This is a genomic window from uncultured Pseudosulfitobacter sp. (assembly GCF_963976325.1).
In the GTDB taxonomy this organism is placed as follows: Bacteria; Pseudomonadota; Alphaproteobacteria; order Rhodobacterales; family Rhodobacteraceae; genus Pseudosulfitobacter.
In genome coordinates, this window is sequence record NZ_CAXBJW010000022.1 from 1 (window position 1) to 21,203 (window position 21,203).

General features: G+C 63.7%; 23 protein-coding genes. 8 read left to right on the top strand and 15 right to left on the bottom strand.

All coding sequences use genetic code 11. The annotated features are described in order from the left end of the window. The coding region (locus AAC077_RS19555) for an ABC transporter substrate-binding protein (RefSeq protein ID WP_339773394.1) at nucleotides 1-679 on the bottom strand (679 nt) is incomplete at its 3' end. 329 nt (nucleotides 680-1,008) lie between these two features. On the opposite strand from AAC077_RS19555, the gene rpsU reads away from it, so the two are divergent. Further along, entirely contained in the window at nucleotides 1,009-1,209 is a 201-nt protein-coding gene (gene rpsU / locus AAC077_RS19560) for a 30S ribosomal protein S21 (protein WP_339773396.1), read from the top strand. Nucleotides 1,210-1,359: 150 nt separating this feature from the next. Here the strand turns inward: rpsU and AAC077_RS19565 are convergent, their stop codons facing one another. From AAC077_RS19565 to AAC077_RS19605, 9 genes are all read right to left on the bottom strand, one after another. Next, nucleotides 1,360-2,700: a sigma-54 dependent transcriptional regulator gene (locus AAC077_RS19565; RefSeq protein WP_339773398.1), complete on the bottom strand. Its 1,341-nt coding sequence runs from the start codon at nucleotides 2,698-2,700 to the stop codon at nucleotides 1,360-1,362. A gap of 14 nt (nucleotides 2,701-2,714) precedes the next feature. Continuing rightward, a complete protein-coding gene (locus AAC077_RS19570) occupies nucleotides 2,715-2,840 on the bottom strand; it encodes a hypothetical protein (RefSeq protein WP_339773401.1) in 126 nt (41 codons plus the stop codon). 25 nt (nucleotides 2,841-2,865) lie between these two features. Continuing rightward, entirely contained in the window at nucleotides 2,866-4,068 is a 1,203-nt protein-coding gene (locus AAC077_RS19575; RefSeq protein WP_339773404.1) for a formate dehydrogenase subunit gamma, read from the bottom strand. Nucleotides 4,069-4,178: 110 nt separating this feature from the next. Continuing rightward, nucleotides 4,179-4,772, bottom strand: coding sequence for a formate dehydrogenase FDH3 subunit beta (gene fdh3B / locus AAC077_RS19580; RefSeq protein WP_114295324.1), 594 nt, complete (start codon nucleotides 4,770-4,772; stop codon nucleotides 4,179-4,181). Between the two features lie 12 nt (nucleotides 4,773-4,784). After that, nucleotides 4,785-7,772: a formate dehydrogenase subunit alpha gene (locus AAC077_RS19585; RefSeq protein ID WP_339773406.1), complete on the bottom strand. Its 2,988-nt coding sequence runs from the start codon at nucleotides 7,770-7,772 to the stop codon at nucleotides 4,785-4,787. 159 nt (nucleotides 7,773-7,931) lie between these two features. Further along, the gene (locus AAC077_RS19590) at nucleotides 7,932-8,138 is read right to left on the bottom strand and encodes a twin-arginine translocation pathway signal protein (RefSeq protein ID WP_339773408.1); all 207 of its coding nucleotides are present in this window, start codon (nucleotides 8,136-8,138) and stop codon (nucleotides 7,932-7,934) included. A 59-nt stretch (nucleotides 8,139-8,197) separates the two neighbouring features. Next, nucleotides 8,198-8,803, bottom strand: coding sequence for a molecular chaperone TorD family protein (locus tag AAC077_RS19595; protein WP_339773411.1), 606 nt, complete (start codon nucleotides 8,801-8,803; stop codon nucleotides 8,198-8,200). Next, entirely contained in the window at nucleotides 8,800-9,393 is a 594-nt protein-coding gene (locus AAC077_RS19600) for a DUF3306 domain-containing protein (RefSeq protein WP_339773414.1), read from the bottom strand. Before AAC077_RS19600 ends, AAC077_RS19595 begins: the two co-directional genes overlap by 4 nt. Continuing rightward, the gene (locus AAC077_RS19605) at nucleotides 9,390-9,929 is read right to left on the bottom strand and encodes a DUF3305 domain-containing protein (RefSeq protein ID WP_339773474.1); all 540 of its coding nucleotides are present in this window, start codon (nucleotides 9,927-9,929) and stop codon (nucleotides 9,390-9,392) included. Before AAC077_RS19605 ends, AAC077_RS19600 begins: the two co-directional genes overlap by 4 nt. Nucleotides 9,930-10,306: 377 nt before the next feature. Here AAC077_RS19605 and AAC077_RS19610 point away from each other — a divergent pair, with 377 nt between their 5' ends. Genes AAC077_RS19610 through AAC077_RS19630 form a run of 5 tightly spaced genes read left to right on the top strand, consistent with a single transcriptional unit; the run spans nucleotide 10,307 to nucleotide 14,771 of the window. Further along, entirely contained in the window at nucleotides 10,307-12,259 is a 1,953-nt protein-coding gene (locus AAC077_RS19610) for a 4Fe-4S binding protein (protein WP_339773417.1), read from the top strand. Between the two features lie 27 nt (nucleotides 12,260-12,286). Next, complete coding sequence (locus AAC077_RS19615; protein WP_037927617.1) at nucleotides 12,287-12,490, top strand: DUF6494 family protein; 204 nt, start codon at nucleotides 12,287-12,289, stop codon at nucleotides 12,488-12,490. Between the two features lie 3 nt (nucleotides 12,491-12,493). Continuing rightward, the gene (locus AAC077_RS19620; protein WP_339773448.1) at nucleotides 12,494-13,564 is read left to right on the top strand and encodes an Mrp/NBP35 family ATP-binding protein; all 1,071 of its coding nucleotides are present in this window, start codon (nucleotides 12,494-12,496) and stop codon (nucleotides 13,562-13,564) included. Beyond that, the gene (locus AAC077_RS19625; RefSeq protein WP_339773450.1) at nucleotides 13,561-14,277 is read left to right on the top strand and encodes a DUF4444 domain-containing protein; all 717 of its coding nucleotides are present in this window, start codon (nucleotides 13,561-13,563) and stop codon (nucleotides 14,275-14,277) included. Before AAC077_RS19620 ends, AAC077_RS19625 begins: the two co-directional genes overlap by 4 nt. Beyond that, nucleotides 14,274-14,771: a DUF6505 family protein gene (locus tag AAC077_RS19630; RefSeq protein WP_339773452.1), complete on the top strand. Its 498-nt coding sequence runs from the start codon at nucleotides 14,274-14,276 to the stop codon at nucleotides 14,769-14,771. The genes AAC077_RS19625 and AAC077_RS19630 overlap by 4 nt, the downstream gene beginning before the upstream one ends. 45 nt (nucleotides 14,772-14,816) lie before the next feature. Here AAC077_RS19630 and AAC077_RS19635 read toward each other — a convergent pair whose 3' ends face one another. The 5 genes from AAC077_RS19635 to AAC077_RS19655 all read right to left on the bottom strand — a co-directional run bounded on the left by AAC077_RS19635 (nucleotide 14,817) and on the right by AAC077_RS19655 (nucleotide 19,382). Further along, complete coding sequence (locus AAC077_RS19635) at nucleotides 14,817-15,629, bottom strand: substrate-binding domain-containing protein (RefSeq protein ID WP_339773454.1); 813 nt, start codon at nucleotides 15,627-15,629, stop codon at nucleotides 14,817-14,819. Continuing rightward, nucleotides 15,626-16,336 carry an ATP-binding cassette domain-containing protein gene (locus tag AAC077_RS19640; protein ID WP_339773457.1) on the bottom strand — a complete coding sequence of 237 codons (711 nt, stop codon included), beginning with the start codon at nucleotides 16,334-16,336 and terminating at the stop codon, nucleotides 15,626-15,628. The genes AAC077_RS19635 and AAC077_RS19640 overlap by 4 nt, the downstream gene beginning before the upstream one ends. Further along, nucleotides 16,336-17,040, bottom strand: coding sequence for an ABC transporter permease (locus tag AAC077_RS19645; protein WP_339773460.1), 705 nt, complete (start codon nucleotides 17,038-17,040; stop codon nucleotides 16,336-16,338). Before AAC077_RS19645 ends, AAC077_RS19640 begins: the two co-directional genes overlap by 1 nt. A 182-nt stretch (nucleotides 17,041-17,222) precedes the next feature. Next, nucleotides 17,223-18,029 carry a methylthioacryloyl-CoA hydratase gene (dmdD, locus tag AAC077_RS19650; protein WP_231034354.1) on the bottom strand — a complete coding sequence of 269 codons (807 nt, stop codon included), beginning with the start codon at nucleotides 18,027-18,029 and terminating at the stop codon, nucleotides 17,223-17,225. 282 nt (nucleotides 18,030-18,311) lie between these two features. Beyond that, complete coding sequence (locus tag AAC077_RS19655; RefSeq protein ID WP_339773467.1) at nucleotides 18,312-19,382, bottom strand: beta-eliminating lyase-related protein; 1,071 nt, start codon at nucleotides 19,380-19,382, stop codon at nucleotides 18,312-18,314. A gap of 92 nt (nucleotides 19,383-19,474) precedes the next feature. Here AAC077_RS19655 and AAC077_RS19660 point away from each other — a divergent pair, with 92 nt between their 5' ends. Both AAC077_RS19660 and AAC077_RS19665 read left to right on the top strand, forming a co-directional pair. Then, nucleotides 19,475-20,113 (top strand): PAS domain-containing protein, encoded by a 639-nt coding sequence (locus tag AAC077_RS19660; RefSeq protein ID WP_339773469.1) that lies wholly within the window; start codon nucleotides 19,475-19,477, stop codon nucleotides 20,111-20,113. Continuing rightward, nucleotides 20,110-21,126 (top strand): pyridoxal-phosphate dependent enzyme, encoded by a 1,017-nt coding sequence (locus tag AAC077_RS19665; protein ID WP_339773472.1) that lies wholly within the window; start codon nucleotides 20,110-20,112, stop codon nucleotides 21,124-21,126. The genes AAC077_RS19660 and AAC077_RS19665 overlap by 4 nt, the downstream gene beginning before the upstream one ends. Nucleotides 21,127-21,203 lie beyond the last annotated feature (77 nt).

Below are 21,203 nucleotides of genomic sequence, written 5' to 3' on the forward strand. Positions count from 1 at the left end.
CGGTGGCGGCAGAAGGGTCCGAGATAAAGCGGAACTCGACCTTGTCCAGCGCCACATTCACCGCGTCGCGGTAATCGGGGTTTTTCACCAGCGTCAGGCGGTCGCCCCGGGTCCAGTTGTCAAACTTGAACGGGCCGGTGCCCACGGGGTTGGTGTTGTTGGTGTCCGCCGATTCCGACGCCACGATGGCGCTGTCGCCCTGACCCATGTTGAACAGGAAAAACGCATCCTTGCGCGACAGCTTGATCTCGATCGTGTGCGGGTCGATGACCGTGACGCTTTCAATCGGTTTGAAAATCGACTTGGACGGGTTCACGCTGTCTTCGGCCATGGCACGGTCGAACGAAAACACCACGTCGTCGGCGTCAAAGGCGCTGCCGTCGTGGAATGTCACGTTCTGGGCCAACTGGAACGTATAGGTCAGCCCGTCGTCGGACACTTTCCAGCCGGTCGCCAGGTTCGGTTTGACCTCGCCGTTTTCGGCCACGGTGGTCAGCGCCTCGAACACGTTCATCGTCATCATGCCGTCGATCGACGCGGTGGCGTCGGCGGTCGGGTCCAGCGTGGTCGGTTCCTGTTGCAGACCGATGATGATCTGGTCGGCGGCGGCCGCCAGCGGCGACAGGCCCAGACCCAACGCGACCGTCGTCGCGGCGAAGATTCTTGAAAATTCAGACATTGTGACACCCCCGGGGTTTCGTATCAGAGACAGGTGGCCGTCAGCCGCCCATATGCCTTTAGTCTGCGCAGGCGGCGGGGGATGGTCAATGCAATTAGGGGGCCAAAGACCGCCGTCGCGCAAAACTTCATGAATGTGTTACGATGGGTCATGCCTGCTCGGTATGACGTAACGCTATGGCGTGTCCTGCGGGCGGCGGCAGGTGGCGCGCAAACCACAACCGCTGCGGGCAGATCATGATTTTCTGCCCCCGAACGATACATGGGATTGCTATTTTTCCGGTTCCGGTCAAAGTGCCATCCGTCAACTTTTATCATGGTGCAAACTACATGCAGGTCAGTGTACGCGACAACAATGTCGATCAGGCCCTCCGAGTGCTTAAGAAAAAACTTCAGGGCGAAGGGGTTTTTCGGGAAATGAAGCTCAAGCAGCATTTCGAAAAGCCGTCCGAGAAAAAAGCGCGTCAACAAGCCGAAGCCATTCGCCGCGCGCGCAAGCTGGCCCGCAAAAAGCTGGAGCGCGAAGGGTAACCCAACCCCTTTGCCGCAAGGAACATCCGCGCATGTCGCAGGCTGTTCTTTATATTTTTCCGCAAGTTACAGGAAAAGCGCATTCCAGCCTGGGATGCGCTGCTTTGTGTTGCCTTACGCGTATAATCCGATTTATGTAATGTAGCGGCGCTATTCCGGCGCCACTTCACCCCAGGCTTGCAGCTTGCGGTCGATGGTTTTGCGCGACACGCCCAACCGGCGCGCGGCCTCGGCGCGGTTGCCGTTGCACAGGTCCAGCATGTGCAGCATGTGCCGCTGCACCACCAGGTCCAGATCCTCGATCGCGCGCGCACCTGCGACCGATCCTTTCCCCGAGAATTCATCGGGAAAAAAGCCCAGAATCACCGACCGTTCGATCAGGTTGCGCAGTTCACGCACGTTGCCGGGCCAGTCGTAGCGGCGCAGTTTCAGCAGCGTGTCGTCGTCCAGCCGCAGCGCGGGCATCCCCAGGGCGGTCGAAAACTGTTCCATGAAAAGCGCCGCAAGGTCGACGATGTCTTCCGACCGGTCCTTCAGCGGGGGCATCTCGATCTTCATCACGTTGATGCGGTGGTACAGGTCGGCGCGGAACCGCCCCTGCGCCACCGCCTGTTCCAGATCGGCGTTGGTGGCGAACAGAAACCGCAGGTCCAGCGGGATTTCGCGTTCGGCCCCCTGCGGGCGAATGCGCTGGTCCTCCAGCACCCGCAGGAACGCGGCTTGCAGCGGTTCGGGCATCTGCGCCACTTCGTCCAGAAACAGCGTGCCGCCATCGGCCAGCAACAGCAGGCCGGGTTTCAGCGTCGCGTCGCCCTCGACCGACCCGAACAGTTCCGGCACGATCCGGTCCGGCGCGATGGCCGCACAGTTCACCGCCACGAACGCCTTGTCGGCGCGCGGCGACATCTGGTGCAATTGCCGCGCCGCCAGCTCCTTGCCCGTGCCGCTGGCACCGGTGAACAACACCGGCGTCGGCAGCGGCGCCAGCCGTTTCAGCAGGTCGCGCACCGCAGACAGCGCGGGCGATTTGCCCAGCATCCGCACGGTCGATCCCGCGTCCAGCTCGCGGCGCAGCAACGTGTTGTCGCGGCGCAGGTTCTTGCGGTCCAGCGTGCGCGACACCGCGCCCAATATCTGATTGGTGCGGAACGGTTTCAGGATAAAATCGCTGACCCCCGCCCGCAGGGCTGCAATGGCGGTTTCCAGATCCGCATAGGCCGTGATCAGGATGGTGTCGGCGTAAAACCCCTTGCGACGCTGTTCGGTGACCCATTCCAGACCCGTCTTGCCCGGCATCACATTGTCCAGCACGACCACGTCGAAATGCGCCTTGTCCAGCATCTGCGTCGCCTCGGCGGGCGACGCGGCCTGTGCCACCCGTTTCACGCGCGGTTCCAGCATCTTGACCAGAAAATTCCGCATCCCCGGTTCGTCGTCAATCACCAGCACCGACGCGCCAGCCAGCGTGCCGCCGTATTCGTCACCTGCCATGCGCGTCCCTCGTGTCAGTCCAGCCGGACGTTGTCACTGGAATAGACCTGTTGCGAGGAAAAGCCCATCTCGTGCAGCCCGAAATAGGCCACGACACCGATCACGATCACGCCGGCAAAGCCTGCAAACATCATTTTCATGGCCTGTCTCCTGTGTGGGGCGCGGTCATTCTGCGGGCCTCCGGTATTCATCCTCTTTGACCTTTTCCAGCCAGATCGAATGGTGCTGTTCGGCCCAGTTCACGTCAACCTCGCCGGTGCCCATCGCGTCATAGGCGCCTTCCATACCCAAAGTGCCGATATAGATGTGGCCAAAGATGATCGCCATCATGACAAAGCCGATGATCGCATGCCAAAGCTGCGCATATTGCATCTCTTCCTGCGGTGTCAGATCGACGGGCAAGGTGCCGTACCCCACCGCCTGGGGCAGGCCGGTGTCGTTCAGCAGCGCAAAGCTGTGCCCGAACAGCGGCATGTCGAACGGGAACAGCATCGACAGCCCCGACACGGACACCGACGCGCCCAGCACGATGACCGACCAGAAGATCAGCTTTTGCCCCGCGTTGAACTTTTTCGCGGGCGGGTGTTTCTTGCCGATGATGCCCCCGCCATAGCGGAACCACGTCAGGTCGGTGCGGTCGGGCAGGTTGTGCCAGACCCACATCACGAACACCATCACCAGCGCGATCATGAACGCCCACGAGACGTTGTCGTGAATGAACTTGGTCCCCGTCAGCAGGACGGAATTGAACCCGTGGCCAAAGGCCGGGATCAGCACCTTGCGCCCGAACAGCGACAACAGCCCCGTGATCGCCAGCAGAATGAACGACCCCGCCAGCATCCAGTGGGCAAAGCGTTCAATCGCCTTGAACCGCGTGACCGTGCGCCCGGCCATCCCGTCCTCGACCCGCACGCGGCCGCGCAACAGGAAGAACACCGCCAGAATGGCCAGCGTGCCCAGCAGCAGCCAGCCGCCATAGGTCGGCAACGGTCCGCGCCGCACGTCCAGCCACCACATGCCGCCGTCCTGCACCAGAACCTTGCCGCGCGGGTCCATGGTGGTCACGGTCACGTCAGCCTCGTTATAGCGCAGGGCGCGCCATTGTTCGGCGTCGGATGTGCCGCCCAACGGCCCCAGCCCCGGTGCCGTGCCTGCATCGCCGCCGATGTTGTTCCGGCGGAAACTGTCGTCAACCGCAAGCCCTTGTTCGCGGCGCAACACATCCTGAAGTGTCTGCGCACCGCCGGTCGCGGCGCGCGGGGTGTCGACGTTCACCGCGTTTTCAGGCGGGCGCACGTCCTGGGCCGTGGCGACACCGGCCAACGCCAGCATCGCAAATACGAATAGTGCCATCACATGGCGCAACATGGGAAATCCCCCGCATGAAGTAGGGTGAAGTGGCGGCCCGCCACAACGGGGGCCGCCAGACCTGTCATCAACACGGACCAGCGGCCCGTGACTGGACCAGTGTCGCGTGGTTACTGACCCTTCTGGTCGTAGGCTGTGCCCCAACCCCATGCGCCGGACCCGAAACCACGGGCCACCACACGTTCGCGGTAGATGTCCGACACCATGTCGCCGTCACCGGCCAACAGGGCCTTGGTCGAACACATTTCGGCACAGATCGGCAGCTTGCCTTCTGCAATCCGGTTGCGCCCGTACTTCTGGAACTCGGCGGCCGAGTTGTTTTCCTCGGGGCCACCGGCGCAGAAGGTGCACTTGTCCATCTTGCCGCGCGAGCCGAAGTTGCCCGCCTGCGGATACTGCGGCGCACCAAAGGGGCACGCGTAGAAGCAGTAACCACAGCCAATGCACAGGTCCTTCGAGTGCAGAACCACACCTTCGTCGGTCTGGTAAAAGCAATCGACCGGACAGACGGCCATACAAGGCGCGTCCGAACAGTGCATACAGGCGACCGAGATCGAGCGTTCGCCCGGCTTGCCGTCCTGAATGGTCACCACCCGACGGCGGTTGATGCCCCAGGGCACCTCGTGCTCGTTCTTGCAGGCCGTGACACAGGCGTTGCATTCGATGCAGCGTTCGGCATCGCAGAGAAATTTTGATCTAGCCATTCTCTTGTCTCCTTACGCGGGCATGATTTTGCAAAGAGTCGCTTTGGTCTCTTGCATCTGTGTGACGGAATCGTAGCCATAGGTCTGCACGGTGTTGGTGCTTTCCCCCAGAACGATGGGATCGGCCCCCACGGGGTACTTGTCCCGCAGGCTGACGCCTTCCATGTGGCCGCCAAAGTGGAACGGCATAAAGGCAACGCCTTCGCCGACCCGTTCGGTGACCATGGCCTGCACCTTGATCCGCCCGCCTTCCGGCCCTTCGACCCACACATCGGTCCCGTCACGCACACCCAGATTGTTGGCGTCGCGCGTGTTGATCTCGATGAACATGGTCTGCTGAAGCTCGGCCAGCCACGGGTTCGACCGCGTCTCGTCGCCGCCGCCCTCGTATTCGACCAGACGGCCGGAGGTCAGGATAATCGGGAACTCCTTGGAAAAGTCGTTCTTCTGGATCGACGCGTACAGCGTCGGCACCCGCCAGAACGATTTGTCCTCGTAGGTCGGATAGTCTTCGACCAGATCGCGGCGGTTGGTGTACAGCGGCTCGCGGTGCAGCGGTACGGGATCGGGGAAGGTCCAGACCACGCAACGTGCCTTGGCGTTGCCGAACGGCGCACAGCCGTGGGCAATCGCCACCCGCTGGATGCCGCCCGACAGGTCGGTCTTCCAGTTGATACCGCCGACAGCCTCGACATAGTCCGACGGCATGTCACCCTGTTGCGAGGTTTCGCCAACCTCTTCGGTGCCGTTGTCTGCTTTCGCCGGGTGCTCGTAACCGGCGACCTGTTCGATCGAACGACGCTCGTCCGCCGTCAGATCACCGTCCCAGCCCAGGTCAATCAGCATCTGCATGGTGAATTCAGGGTATCCGTCCTGAATTTCCGACCCGACCGAGTAAACACCCTCGGCCAGCAGGTTTTCACCGTCGCGTTCCACACCGAACCGGGCGCGGAAGGTCAGGCCACCTTCGGCCACCGGCATCGACATATCGTACAGGTTGGCCGTGCCGGGGTGGTTCATCTCGGGCGTGCCCCAGCAGGGCCACGGCATCCCGTAGAAATCGCCATCCGCCGGACCGCCATTGGCCCGCAACGTGGTCTTGTCAAAGGTATGCTGGTTTTCCATGTGCATCTTCATCCGCTCGGGGCTTTGACCCGTATAGCCGATGGTCCACATGCCCCGGTTGAACTCGCGGGTAATGTCCTCGACCAGCGGTTCCTCTCCGTTCACCTCGATGTTGCGGAACATGCGATCCGCAAAGCCGAACTTGGTGGCGAACTTGTGCAGGATCGTGTGATCGGGCAGCGATTCAAACAGCGGCTCGACAACCTTTTCCCGCCATTGCAGCGATCGGTTCGACGCGGTGACAGACCCCGAGGTTTCGAACTGCGTCGACGCGGGCAACAGATAGGTGTTGTCGGTGCGGTCGTGCAGCACGGCGGAAACGGTCGGGTACGGATCGACCACGACCAGCAGGTCGAGCTTTTCCATCGCCGTCTTCATTTCCTTCTGACGGGTCTGCGAGTTGGGCGCATGACCCCACAGCACCATCGCTTTGGTGTTGTCCGGCTGTTCCAGGTTTTCGCGTGCCTCAAGAACACCGTCGATCCAGCGCGAAACGGGAATGCCCGTCAGCCCCATCATCTGCTTGTCCTTGCCATCGGCGCCCTTGATGGTGCCAAAACGGCCCTTGAGCCAATCCAGGTCTTCTTCCCAGACGCGCGCCCAGTGGGCCCACGATCCGGCAGACAGACCGTAATAGCCCGGCAGCGTATCGGCCAGAACGCCCAGATCGGTCGCCCCCTGCACGTTGTCGTGGCCACGGAAAATGTTGGTGCCACCACCGGCGGTGCCCATGTTCCCCAGCGCAAGCTGAAGGATGCAATAGGCGCGGGTATTGTTGTTGCCGTTGGTGTGCTGCGTGCCACCCATGCACCAGATCACGGTGCCGGGGCGGTTGTTGGCCAGCGTGCGGGCCACGCGTTTCAACTGTGCCTCGGGCACACCTGTCACACGTTCAACCTCGTCCGGTGTCCAGTTGGCCACCTCTTTGCGGATCTCGTCCATGCCCCAGACACGGGTGCGAATGAATTCCTGATCCTCCCAACCGTTGTCAAAGATATGGTACAGAATACCCCACACCAGCGCCACGTCCGAACCGGGCCGGAAGCGCACGAATTCGTCCGCATGGGCCGCCGTGCGGGTAAAGCGCGGGTCGCAGACGATCAGCGGCGCGTTGTTCTGTTCCTTGGCTTTCAGCAGGTGCTGAAGCGACACGGGGTGCGCCTCGGCGGGGTTGCCGCCGATGATGAAGATCGCCTTGGAGTTGTGGATGTCGTTATAGCTGTTGGTCATGGCGCCGTAGCCCCATGTGTTCGCAACACCCGCAACGGTCGTCGAATGGCAGATACGCGCCTGGTGATCGACGTTGTTGGTGCCCCAATAGGCCGCGAACTTGCGGAACAGGTATGCCTGTTCGTTCGAATGCTTGGCGCTGCCCAGCCAGTAGACGCTGTCGGGACCGGATGTGTCACGGATAGACGTCATCTTGTCGCCGATCTCGTTGATCGCCTGCTCCCAGCTGATCCGCTGCCATTCGCCGCCGACTTTCTTCATCGGGTACTTCAGGCGGCGTTCGCCGTGGGCGTGTTCACGCACCGATGCGCCCTTGGCGCAATGCGCGCCCAGGTTGAACGGGCTGTCCCAGCCGGGTTCCTGCCCGACCCAGACACCGCCCGACACTTCGGCGATGACTGTGCAACCCACCGAACAGTGGGTGCAGACGGATTTCTTGATCTCGATGGCGCCTGTCGCCGCTGCCGTTGCGGCATTGGCTTGTTGGACGGTGCCGCCTGTCGCGGCAATGGCAGCAAGGCCGCCAATGGCCAGCCCTGAACCGCGCAGAAACGCACGGCGGTCAATCTTGGACCGGGCCACGTCAGACAGGATACTTGTCCGCTGGGGGCGTCGCGCAACCCCGTTGGTCTTTTTCCTCAACATATCTTCACTCCCTGAACGCGGGTCTTCGCCCGCATCTGGTGGCTAATGGATGGCAATTCGCAGTCGGGCGTCACGCAACCAGTCGCTTGTTGCCGGTGTTGCAGGGTCCGGGATCGGGCCGTGCGGTGTCTTGGGTCCGGGCCGCAGCCTGAACCCGGCCTAGAACCGCGCGCTGGCGTAATAGGCGCGGGTGTGTGCGGTGTCCTGCATCTTGTCCGATGACAGGTCTGCCTCGACAGGGGCGGCCTGCGCCTCGGTCGTGCCGGTGGCCACGGCCACCGCCGCCAGCGGTGCGGCGGTGCCCGCGAATTTCAGGAACGCACGCCGGTCGCGGCGGACCTCGGGTGCGTCGGATTGCTTGGTCATCTTTGCCTCCTCTTGGTTTCGTAAAGTGTCAGCGGGCGACCTGCCCGCACGGGTCGGTCTCAGGTGCCGCTCAGCCGGAAGGCCTCGGATTCGACCTCCATAAACGCGCGGCCGATCTTGCCCACGGGCGCGTAAAAGACCGACGTTTTGGCCCCCTCCAGATCGGAAAAGAAATGTCCCGCCCACGGGGCGATGTGTTTACCGAAAAACGTCTTTTGCTGGTCCAGCGTGGCGGGCGAGCCAAAGCGGCCCGCGATCATCGCGCCCATCATCTCCATCAGCGATGCGATGTTATCCTCGGGCTCGAACACCGTATCGGCCCGCGCCAGCCCCCGCGCCGCCATATCCTGACGCAACAGCGCCAGCGGCTTTTCGTTCAGGAAACCGGTCAGGTAATAGCTGGCATAGGGCAGCAACTCGCCCCGCCCCAGCCCGATGAACAGGCGGTTAAACTCGGCCTCGACCGTCGCGGGCTTGGTCAGCCGCGCCAGTTTGGCCAGCGTCGCAATCCCCTGCCCCAGCTCGGTGTCATCGCCGTTCAGCCCCGCGCACTGGTCAAGCAACATGCGGTCCGGCGGGCCGGACAGGATCAGACCCATAAAGTTGTACAGGTCCGCGCGCAGGCGGTCTTCTTCGGGGATCTGGGTGCCGGTCATCTGGTTCATGCGCCTGTGCTTTCTGCGTCGGGTGCCGCTGCGAATTGAAACCGCATCCGGCGGTGGGTCGGGGCGGTCAGCGGTGCATCGTCGTCTTCGCTGTCCTCGTGAACATAGGCCGGCGCGGTTTCAATCTGCGCCGCCTGCGGCTCGGGCACGTCCACATCGGTGGTCTGCGCAAGGATCACTTCAGCCTGCGCCGTGTCGTCCTCAAGCATATCCGCAATCGGCTGCACCATGCCCTTGCCGACCTGATACAGCGTGGTCACCGTCTGACCCGCGGTCGACGCCAGCGTATAATCGTCGTCGTAATCGTTCAGCCCGTCCAGACAGGCCAGAACCGGATTGCTGCGCCAGAACCCGCGCAGCGCCCGCGTTTTCAGCCGTTGCGGCAACTGCGCTTTCAGAAATTCCCGCAACTGCGCCCCATCCACCAGATTGTCCGGCGCCGGCAGGCCCAGCTCCGCCAAAAGCTCCGCATCGTCGCGCGCCTCCAGCGCGGCCTGCTCTTGCGCTTGCACGGCGGCGGCAACAGCCTGCGCCTCGCCTTCGGCCTCGGCGGCGACGGCAGCGCGGCGGCGGTCCCAGAATCCGCTCATATCATCCGCCTGCGTTTCAACGTGGGCGACGCATAGACATCGGCACCGGTCTGCACACGCGGGTCACCGATGCCGTCCTGCGTCTGGTCCACCCGCTGCTTGTCGCGGCGGCGCTTCACAAAAACCTCGTCCTGATGGAACTGCTCGACAAAGTCGCGCACCCACGCCTCCAGCCCCTGCGGCATGGCGACCTTTTCGACCACCTCTTCGGCGCTGTCGCAATAATCCTGCGCCTCGTAGGGCGACGCGGTGACCAGCAGCATCTCGAACGGGCGATCCGTGGCACCCGCAATCGGGCGCATCACCACGTAGACGCACGGCACCTCGGCGCCCAGCCCGTGCACATAGGCCTCGGTCTCGGCCCCGTGCAGCTCCAGCGGCAGGGTGGCGGCGTGGTATTCGGTGATCTCGCCCTCGCGGCGCAGCTCGCGCCATTGCGCGTCCGACGCACCGGGCAGCACCGCGGTCGCCTTCCAGCTCCAGCGTGCCCAACGGGTCACGCCGGGGGTCCGCCGCAATACGACGCCCACGGGCAAGGTCCGGTACATGTTCGGGTTGTAGATCAAGATGCTCCTCCGGCGTCTATCCTCTCGCGGCCTTGGTCCGGTGCAAAGCCTTAACGCCCCGCCGGCCCAAAAAATCCTGCTCTCCAGACAACTTGGCCAGTCCGCGAGGGGCAAACGGGCGCTGTCGGACGAATTGTCTAACCCGACTGTTTTCATAGGAAAAAGCCGGGACGCCCAAAAACGAATCACCCGACCCGAATGCTGCTGCGCGGCATCGCGGGATGGCGGGCGCTGTGCCTGTGCCGCCGCAGAATTGCGGTTGTGGGCGGGGCTGAAAGCCGTCTAGCTTGGGGCCTGATCGCCATCCGCGAACCGCCTGAAACGGCGCGTCCAGCAAGGGAAAAATCATGGCAAAGACGTTGATAACATGTGATTGTGAAGGCTCGCAGCACATCGATTCCGATGCGCTGTCACAGACCCTTGGCCATGCGGTCACGCCCCCCTGTTCGGCCCTGTGCACCCGCCAGATCGACCGTGCCGCGGCTGCATTGACCGCAGGTGATGCAATTTTCTGCTGCACCCAGGAATCGCGGGTCTTCACTGAACTGGCCGAGGAACTGGGGGTCACCCCGCCCCCCCTGCTGGACCTGCGCGACCGGGCCGGTTGGTCCGATGACCCCGCGTCGAAACTGCCCAAAATGTCCGCGCTGGCATCCGAGGCGCTGCTGAACGCCCCGGCCGAAAAGTCGCTGGATGTCACATCCGAAGGGCTGTGCCTGATCCTGGGCACGGGTGATGCCGCGGTGCAGGCCGCGCATCAGTTGAAAGACCACCTTGCCGTCACCCTGCTGACCGACCCGTCACAGCCCCTGCCCGACACCCGCGCGTTTGACGTGATCGGCGGCACCCTGCGCAAGGCAAAGGGCGCGCTGGGGCATTTCGAGGTCACGATTGACGCGCTGCGTCAGGTCGTGCCCGGTGGCCGTGGCGAGTTGACCTATACCGCGCCGCAGGACGGCGCGATCAGCCACTGCGACGTGATCCTGGATATGCGCGGGCAGCAGCCGCTGTTCCCCGCCCACGAGAAACGCGAGGGCTACCTGCGCGCCGATCCGGCCCACCCGCCTGCCGTCGCCGCCGCCGTTCTGGCCGCGTCGCATCTGGTTGGCACGTTTGAACAACCGCTTTATGTGCGCACCGAACCGCTGCTGTGCGCCCACAGCCGCGCGGGGCAAACCGCCTGCACCAACTGTCTGGACCTGTGCCCGACGGGGGCAATCACCCCCGATGGCGACCACGTGAGCGTTGATCCGATGATCTGCGCAGGCTGCGGCGCGTGCTCTGCCGCCTGCCCGTCCGGTGCCATCAGCTATGACGCGCCGCCCGTTGATTTCACCATGCTGCGGGTGCAGACGCTGGCGCGGGCCTATCTGGACGCGGGCGGCACCGCCCCCCGCCTGCTGGTCCACGACGACACCTTTGGTTCCGAAATGATCCGCCTGTCCGCCCGCCACGGGCGTGGCTTGCCCGCCGATGTGATCCCCATGGCCCTGCCCGCGCTGGCGGCCTTTGGCCATGCCGAGGCGCTGGCGGCGCTGGCCGCCGGTTTCGCCGGTGTCAGCCTGCTGTTGGGGCCGAAATCCGACCGCGACGCGATCGAGACGCAAATCGCACTGGCCCGCGCCATCGGCGGCGATGCCCGCGTGCAGCTGATCGACACGCCCGACCCTGACGCCATGTCCGACACGCTGTATGACGGTGCCCCCCCGGCACCTGTCACCAGCCCCGTGCGCCCCATGGGCACCCGCCGCCAGATCACCCGTCAGGCCGCCCGCGCCCTGCACCCCGACGCCGAGGTGCTGCCGCTGCCCGCCGGTGCGCCATACGGTGCCGTCGTGGTCGACAGTGACGCCTGCACCCTGTGCCTGTCGTGCGTGTCGCTGTGCCCCTCGGGCGCATTGGGCGACAACCCCGACCTGCCGCAACTGCGCTTTCAGGAAGACGCCTGTTTGCAATGCGGCCTGTGCGCCAACATCTGCCCCGAGGATGCGATCACCCTGGCCCCGCAGCTGAACCTGACCGGCGCGGCACTGGAACAGCGCGTGCTGCACGAGGAAGAGCCGTTCCCTTGCGTCGAATGCGGCACGCTCTTTGGCGTCAAATCCACCATCGACCGGATCACCGACAAACTGCGCAACCATTCCATGTTCGCGGACGAGGGCAAGTTGCGCATGATCCAGATGTGTGATGATTGCCGCATCAACGCGCAGTATCACAGCGCCAACAACCCGCTGGCGGGCGCCGAACGCCCCCGCCCCCGCACAACCGACGATTACCTTAGCAAGCGGCGCGATCACTGATCCGCCCGAACACAGGGAGCCACCCCCATGAGCGATGACTTCAACATGTCGATGCGCAAGTTTCTCAAACAGGTCGGCGTGACCTCGCAGCAGGCCATCGAAAAGGCCATGCGCGAAGGTGCAACCGCCGGTCAGGCCGTGCCGGTGCGCGCCGTCATCACCATCCCCGAACTGGGCATGACCCACGAGGTCACCGGCACCATCACCGCGCCAGACGCAGAACAGGACTAAACCGTGGCAGCCAGCAGAGAGGCGGTTCTGACCGCGCTCAAGACCGTCAATGATCCGGCAACCGACACCGACATCGTCGCCAGCGGCGTGATGCGCGCGCTGAACGTCGATGCCACCGGCGCGGTGCGTTTCGTCATGGAAATCCCGCCCGCACTGGCCGACGCCTACGCGCAGGCCAAAGCACAGGCCGAAGCCGCGCTGGCGCAGGTCGATGGCATCGGCAAAGTGTCCATCGTGCTGACCGGCCACAGCGAAAAGGCCCCGCCGCCCGACCTGAAACCGCAACGCGCCGCCGAACCCAGCGGCCCGCAGAAAATCCCCGGCATCGACCGTATCCTGGCCGTCGCCTCGGGCAAGGGCGGCGTGGGCAAATCCACCGTCTCCGCCAATCTGGCCTGCGCGCTGGCGCAACAGGGGCGGCGTGTCGGCCTGCTGGACGCCGATGTTTACGGCCCCAGCCAGCCGCGGATGCTGGGCGTGTCCGGCCGGCCCGCCTCGCCCGATGGCAAGACGATCCTGCCGATGCGCAACCACGGTGTGACCATGATGTCCATCGGCCTGATGACCAACGAGGATCAGGCCGTGGTCTGGCGCGGCCCCATGCTGATGGGCGCGCTGCAACAGATGATGACACAGGTGCAATGGGGCGCGCTGGACGTGCTGATCGTCGACCTGCCCCCCGGCACCGGCGACGTGCAGATGACGCTGGCGCAAAAGGCGCAGGTAGACGGGGCGATTATCGTCTCGACCCCTCAGGATGTCGCCCTGCTGGACGCGCGCAAGGGCATTGATATGTTCAACCAGCTCAAGGTGCCGATCATCGGCATGATCGAAAACATGTCGACCCACATCTGCACCAACTGCGGCCACGAGGAACATGTGTTCGGCCACGGTGGTGTTGCCACCGAGGCCGCGAAAATGGGCGTGCCCCTGCTGGCCGAGGTGCCGCTGGACCTGCAAATCCGCCTTGCCTCGGACGGCGGCGCGCCGATCACCGTCAGCCAGCCCGACAGCGCGCAGGCGGCCAGCTTTCAGGCCATCGCCAAGACGCTGATCGACGGCGGCCACGCATGACCGACACGCTGACCTTTCCGCCGCTGCTGTGGGGCGAACCCGTGGCCACGGATGCCTTCGAACACGCCGCCATGCGCGCCGCCATGGGCTGTGACGCGGGGCTGGTGGTCTATGCGCTGGCCGGTCACGTGGTGCAGGCGGCGCTGGTCTTTGCCCCCGAGGTGCCCTTGCGCGACGCCATGGCGATGCTGCCGCTGTGCGGCATCGGCTTTCAGAACGCATTGGGCGCGCTGGCCCCGCCCGAGATTGCCGTGCATCTGGATTGGGACGGCGGCATTCGCATCAACAACGCGGCCTGCGGGCGGTTCCGCTGCATCGCGTCCACCACCGACCCCGACGCGGTGCCCGACTGGCTGGTCGTGGGGTTCACCCTGCCGCTGTATCCGCTGGACGATCCCGACCTTGCCGAAACCGGCCTGCGCCCGGACCAGACCGCGCTGTATGCCGAAGGCTGCTCCGAAGTGTCCCCGCCCGCATTGGTCGAGGCATGGGCCCGCCACAGCCTGCACTGGATCAACCGCTGGGACGGCGAGGGCGTGGCCCCCCTGCACAGCGAATGGCGCGGGCTGGCCTACGGCATCGGCGAGGAAACCACCCAAGGCGGCAAAACCGGCACCTATCTTGGCGTCGACGAACGCTTTGGCCTGCTGTTGCGCGACGCCGACACCACCCACCTGATCCCGCTGACCGCCATATTGGAGCCCAGCCCGTGACCCAGCCCGACCTGCGCAAACTTGCCCGCGCGATCCACTTTGACGAAAGCGACCGCAACGTGTTTTCCAGCCCCGCGCGGACGGGGGAATGGTGCGTGTCGGGCGGGTTCGAGTTTTCCGACTGGACCGAGGGCGACCTGACCGGCAAGGCGCGACAGGCCTTTGCCAACGGCTGGCTGGGGCTGGAGACATTCGGCCGCGTGACATTCGTCGCGGTGACGCAGGTCGAGCCGTCCGAGATTGCCACCCTGACCGACATGCTGGCACAGCATTTCGTCACCTACTACGGCGCACCGGACGTCGCCGCCGCCCGCCCCGTCGCCGCCGAGGAACTGGCGCAGATGATGGACATGTGCGCCGACCACGACGCCAACAGCCTGCTGACCGTGGCGCGCGAACTGACCGACGCAGGCGTGCGCGAAAGCTTTCGCGTGATCCAGCCGCAGGATGCCGGGCTGGAACAATTCGCCATTCACGGCGACCTGCCGGAATAACACCGCGCCCCCGTTACAGGGGCGCGATGCGTCACTGATGCGGGGTTATTCCGCCGCCTTGGCGTTGAACACGAACAGCGTTTCGCCGTTGATCTTGTAATCGTTGATCAGCGTCGCGGCGCGGTCGGACACCAGCCATGCCTCAAGCTTGTCCACCAGATCGGTTTTGACATGGGCGTGCTTTTCGGGGTTCACGGGGATATAGGCGTATTGGTTGAACAGCACCGGATCGCCTGCATACAGCAGGTCCAGATCGCCCTTGTTGCCAAAGTTCAGCCAGCTTGCGCGGTCCGACATGATATAGGCCGGAATGCCCGACGCGGTGTTCAGCGCAGCGCCCATGCCGGCACCGACGGCCTTGTACCAGTCACCAAAGCCTGCGGGGTCCATGCCGGCCGCTTTCCACAACGACAGCTCTTTCTTATGCGTGCCGCTGTCATCGCCACGGCTGACAAAGGGGGCCTTTGCCTCGGCAATCGACGTCAGCGCGGTGGCGGCGGCATCGGCATCCTTAATCCCTGCGGGGTCGGCCTTGGGGCCGATGAAGACGAAATCATTGTACATAATCTCGGTACGATGTGTGCCAAATCCGCCATCAACAAACGCCTCTTCGGCCTTGCGCGAATGGACCAGAATGGCGTCAACATCGCCCGCCTCGCCCAGCTTGATCGCCTGTCCGGTGCCGACGACCAGCAACTGAACGTCCAGGTCCAGATCCTTCCTGATCTCGGGCAACAGCACCTCGGCCAGGCCTGAGTTGTTGAACGACGTCGTCACCGCCATTTTCATCACGTCCGTCGCCTGTGCGGCGGTGCCGATGGCCAGCGCCGCCAGCGTAAGTGCAAACCGTTTCATCATTCGACTATGTCTCCTCTTAGAAAAGCCCGTGCCTGTGGCGTTTCGGGCTGGTTGAAAAATGTCTCTGCCGGGCCGCTTTCATGGATGCGCCCGCCCAGCAGGAACAGCACCTGATCCGCCAGCCGCCGCGCCTGCCCCATGTCGTGGGTGGACAGGATCAGCCGCGTGCCGGTGGATTTCGCATGTGTCAGAATTTCCTCGATCTCGCGGGTGGCGCGGCCATCCAGCGCGGCGCAGGGTTCGTCCAGAAACAGCACTTTAGGCTCTGAAATCAGCGCCCGCGCCAGCGCCAGCTTTTGCTGCTCGCCCCCCGACAGGACGGGCGCGGCACGGTCCAGCATATCCGCCAGCCCGACACGCCCGGCCCAGTCGCGCGCGCGGTCGCGGGCATCGGCCAACGGCACCCCGCGCAACCGCAGCGGATAGATCAGGTTCTGCATCACCGTGCGCCGCAGCATCACGGGCCGCTGAAAGACAAACCCCTGATGGTGGCGCGCCGCGTCCGTCGGGCAGGCCCAGTTGATCTGCCCCGCCGACAGCCGCGCAGTGCCGTGCAGCAGCCGCAGCAATGTCGTCTTGCCGGCCCCGTTCGGCCCGACCACCACACAGGCACCGGTTCCGTCCAGCGTCAGGTCGATCGGCCCCACCAGAACCTGCCCGCGCCTGCGGCTTTCGATGCCCTTGGCCGTCATCGGGAACAGTTGCATCACCAGCCCCCCTCGCGTTCGGTCCGGCCCAGCCAGTGGATCGCCAGATTGACCGCCACCGCCAGCCCGATCAGCACAAAGCCCAGGGCCAGCGCCAGCGCGAATTCGCCCTTGCCGGTTTCCAGCGCAATCGCCGTGGTCAGCACCCGCGTGGCGTGGTCGATGTTGCCGCCCACGATCATGATCGCGCCCACCTCGCCAATCGCGCGGCCAAATCCGGCCAGCGCGGCGGTCAGCAGGGCGCGGCGGCAATCCCACAGCAGCGTGCGGATCTTTTGCCCCTGCGTGACGTTCATCGAAATCAGAAGATCATGATATTCCTGCCAAAGATCGCGGATCGACTGATGCGCGATCGACGCGATCAGCGGCACGATGATGATGGTCTGGGCGATGATCATCGCCGTGGGCGTGAACAACAGCCCCATGACCCCGAACGGGCCGGACCGCGACAGGAACACGTAAACGATCAGCCCCACCACCACCGGCGGCAGCCCCATCAGCGCGTTCAGAATGGCAATGACAAACCGCCGCGCCCGGAACCGTTTGACCGCGACAAAGGCCGCCAGCGGCAGGGCAATGACACAGGCCACCGCCAGCGCGCTCAGCGTCACCCGCAGCGACCGCAGCGCGATCTCGACCAGCTCGGCGTCCAGCGTCACGACCAGCCAGAAGGCTTGCGCCAGACCGCTCCATAAATCGACCATGCGAGACTGGCCCCCTCCCCCCGCAGTTGGGCGGGCCCAACCGTATTCGCGTGCAGAGTGTCAGGACATTTTGTCCAAGGCCAGCCCCGTCGGGCACGAATACCCCCTCTGCGGACAAGCTGTCCGCAGATTTTTATACGCTTTGCAGGGGGCTGGACATTTTGACCGTCCGGCCTGTCCGGTCAGCTTTCGGGACGCACCCGCGCGCCGGTCTTGTCGGCAAAAGCTTCGAGCCGCGCACGGGCCGCCGGTTGTGTGTTGACGATACCTGCGACCACAGATTCGGCATAGGCGCCGTCCATCGCGGACATATTGTTGATGTGGCTGATCGCCGAGCAAATGGCAAAATTGGTCAGAGGCAGGTTTGCTGCCGCTTTGTCCGCAAGCTCGATGGCCTTGTCCAGGCTGGACCCCTCGACCAGATATTGCGCAAGGCCCAGATCAACCGCCTCTTGGCCCTGATAGACGCGGCCGGTCAGAACCATGTCGATCATCCGAGCCTTGCCGATCAGGCCACTGACGCGGATCGTAGCACCGCCGCCGGTGAAGATACCGCGCTGGCCTTCGGGCAGGGCGAAATAGGTGGACGCGTCCGCAACCCGCACATGGGCCGCACTGGCCAGTTCCAGCCCGCCACCGACAACGGCCCCTTTCAGCGCCGCGATGACCGGAACACCGCCGTATTCCATCTTGTTGAAAGCCTCGTGCCAGCGCAGGCAGACGTGCATGAATTCATCGGGGCTGCGGTCGGCCTTCCAGTGTTCGATCAGGTCCAGACCGGCGCAAAAGTGGTCACCTGCCCCGGCCAGCACCACAGCCCGCACGCCATTGCGATGGGCCGAGCTGAAAAACCGCACCAGCTCGTCGATGGTCGCCACGTCCAGCGCATTGCGCTTGTCCGCGCGGTCCAGTGTCACGATCACCACACCATTGTCGCGCAGGGCAATGTCCAGATTGGTGTAGTCGTCGAAATGCGAAGCGTCGAGCATGGCAAAGTCCTTTTTTGGTTTAACGGGGCCGCGATCAAAGACCGGCTGTGCGCGCGCAAAGCCCCGTTTGAAGAGGTCAAGACGAGAGATATGCCCAATGAAACAGGCAAACAATCTGAAAGTCCGCCTTGATCCGTGACGGCGCGTCAGTTTGGCCGCCCGACCCGAGGACGCGTTTGCGGGCCTCGTATGCATAGGCGCTATGATCTATTCCTTGGTGAGGGAGATCATGACGTGTGCATCCGACAGAATGCACAACGCCGTGCCCTCTCGGCAGTGTCCTCAAGAAAATTGGCCCGTATCGCCCCCGGCCTTGGCAAGGTCTGCAATCTGGCTTTCGCTGCTCGCGAACGACGTCACGAAACGCACCAGCGCCTCATGGTTCAGGTCAATTTTGTCTGGCAGGATCGCGTCGGCGTACCATTCAGCAAAGCCAATTCCTGCCGCAGCCAGTTGCGCGCAAACCTCGCGGGGGAGCACCGCAAAAACCTCGTTGGCCTGTGGCATCATGGCAATTCTCGCACCCTTGATAGAGGCCAGGGTCATTGCCAAAACCTGTGCCCGCGCATTTGCGTGACGCGCAAGATCCAGCCAGTGATCATCGTGCAGCCATGCACTGAATTGCGCGCCCAGAAAGCGGCCTTTGGACAACAGATGACCGCTGCGCTTCATGCGTTCCGGAAAGCCTCGCGCCAGTATCCTGTCAAAGAATACAATGGCTTCGGCGGCCACTGCGCCGTTCTTGGTCGCCCCCAGACACAGCACATCAACCCCTGCACGCGCAGAGATGTCAGCCGGATGACACCCCAGATGCGCCACAGCATTGGCAAAACGGGCGCCATCCATGTGAACGCGCAGCCCCGCATCGTGCGCAACACCGCATAGGGCCTGCACTTCGGAGGGCGTATAGACTTGGCCGTTCTCGCTGGATTGCGCGATCGACAGGATCTGAGGGCGGATGTTGTGTGGCTTGTCGTCGGGCATGGCGTGGATGTGGGCGGCGACGGTATTCGCGTCCAGCCGCGTGGCATAGGGAGCGACCGGCATCAGGCGCATACCACCTGTCAAAAACTCGGGCGCGGTCGATTCATCGCGCAGCACATGCGCCTGATGATGGCACAGGATCGCCCTCCACGGATCGCCAAGCGCAGACAAGGCCAGACAGTTTGCCGCCGTGCCCGAAGTGACAAAATAGGCGACAAGGTCGCAATCAAACACCTCGCGCAACTTGTCTTCTGCCTGCTTTGTGGCTTCATCTGTGCCGTAGGATGCGCCCTTTTGGCTGAACTCGCGCATCAGGGCATCCAGCACGGCGGGTGATGCGCCAGATTGATTGTCGCTGCCAAAACTCATGACGGTCTGCTGCCTCCCTGCAGGTGCGTTGCGTCGTGATTATACTAAATGAATAGTGTTGACAATTTGTATAGAATGGATAGGTTGGACCCATGCGAAAAATCTTCAGAAACTATGTTCCGATCGCCGACAGCTTTGCAGCTCTGCTGAGCCCTCATGCAGAGGTGGTTCTGCATGATCTGGAAACCGACACAGTGGCCTATATCGTCAATCCGATCTCGGGTCGCAAAGTCGGTGATCCGTCCGAAACGGCAATGGACGAGAATATCTCGCTCGATCTTGATGTGATGGGCCCCTATCCCAAGATCAGCCGCGACCTGCACCGGATGAAGTCGACAACCGCCGTGCTGCGCGACGAAAACGGTGCAGCGGCGGGGCTGTTTTGCGTGAACCTTGATGTCTCGCGCTTTGATGCCGCAGCCGAGATGTTGCAATCCTTGATCGGGATACCCGAGCAGGCGGACCAACCGTCGGTCCTGTTCGAAACCGACTGGCGCGAGCAGATCAACACGCGCATCTATGACTTCTTGCGTGAACGACGCACCTCGCTCGAGGCGATGACCCGCGACGAGCGCACGGAAATGATTCAGGCGCTGGACGCCAACGGCGCGTTCAGTATCCGCAATTCGCCGACCTATGTTTCGCAGCTGTTGGGGATCTCGCGGGCGACCCTGTACAAGGCGATGCGCCCTGCCCGCGACAAGTCCAACGATCTGGGAAGCGGGCTGTGACACCCCGTCTGGTCTGGTCCGTTGCGCAAGACGACGCGGCACATCAGGCCGCCCATGTCCTGCGCAACGACCATGGCCGCGCGGCGGGCCTGCTGCCTGCGGATGTCCGGGACTCGACCACCATCACCGCCACGATCAACGGTGCAGGGCCGCTGTTGCTGAAACTGGAAAACCTGCTGCCAACCGGGTCGTTCAAGGTGCGTGGCGCGATGACGACTGTGCAGGGCATACCCGGTGTTCTGCCGGCGGTACAGGGCGAGGTTTTTACAGCATCGTCGGGCAATCACGGGCTGGCGGTCGCCTATGCGGCGGCGCGCAATGGCCTGTCCGCGACCGTGGTTCTGCCCGAGGATGTGTCGCTCGCGAAATACGAAGTTGTGCGCCAGATTGCGACGCGTACCATCATCTTCGGCGCGGATTGTCTGAGTGCCGAGCGTCATGCCGCAAGCCTCGCCGCGCGCAACGGGGCCACGTATATTTCCCCTTATAACCACATTGGCGTGCTGTTGGGTCATGCAACGATCGCGGCGGAGATCGTCCGTGACTACCCCGATGTCACGGATGTGTTTGTCTCGGTCGGCGGCGGCGGGCTGTATTCCGCGCTGGCCGTGGTGTTGCAGCACCTGCGGCCAGATATCCGGCTGCACGCCTGCTTTCCTCAGAACTCCGCGCCGCTCTACTGGCGCAAGGTGCCTGATGCCCTGCGCGCCCATGAGCCGACCCTTGCCAGCGCCGTGGCGGGCGAGATCGACCCCGACAGCATCACGATACCGCTGTCGCTGGACCGCCTGACCAGTTCCGTCACCTGCACCGAGGCCCAGATCGCAGCCGCGATGAAACAGCTGATGGCCGACTGCGGGCAGCGGGTCGAAGGGGCCGCCGCACTGGCCGTCGCGGGATGGCAAAAGCTGTCGCAGACCCAGGACATGCCGCGCCCGCTGGCCGTGTTGTGCGGCGGAAACATCACCGAAAGCCGCCACGCAAAAGCGCTGGGGCAGATCACCACGCCCTAGCGCGCATGCCCCTCAGGAGAGCCGAATGGAAACCGCAAACTTTATTGATGGCAGCTTTGCCGCCGGACGTGGCGACG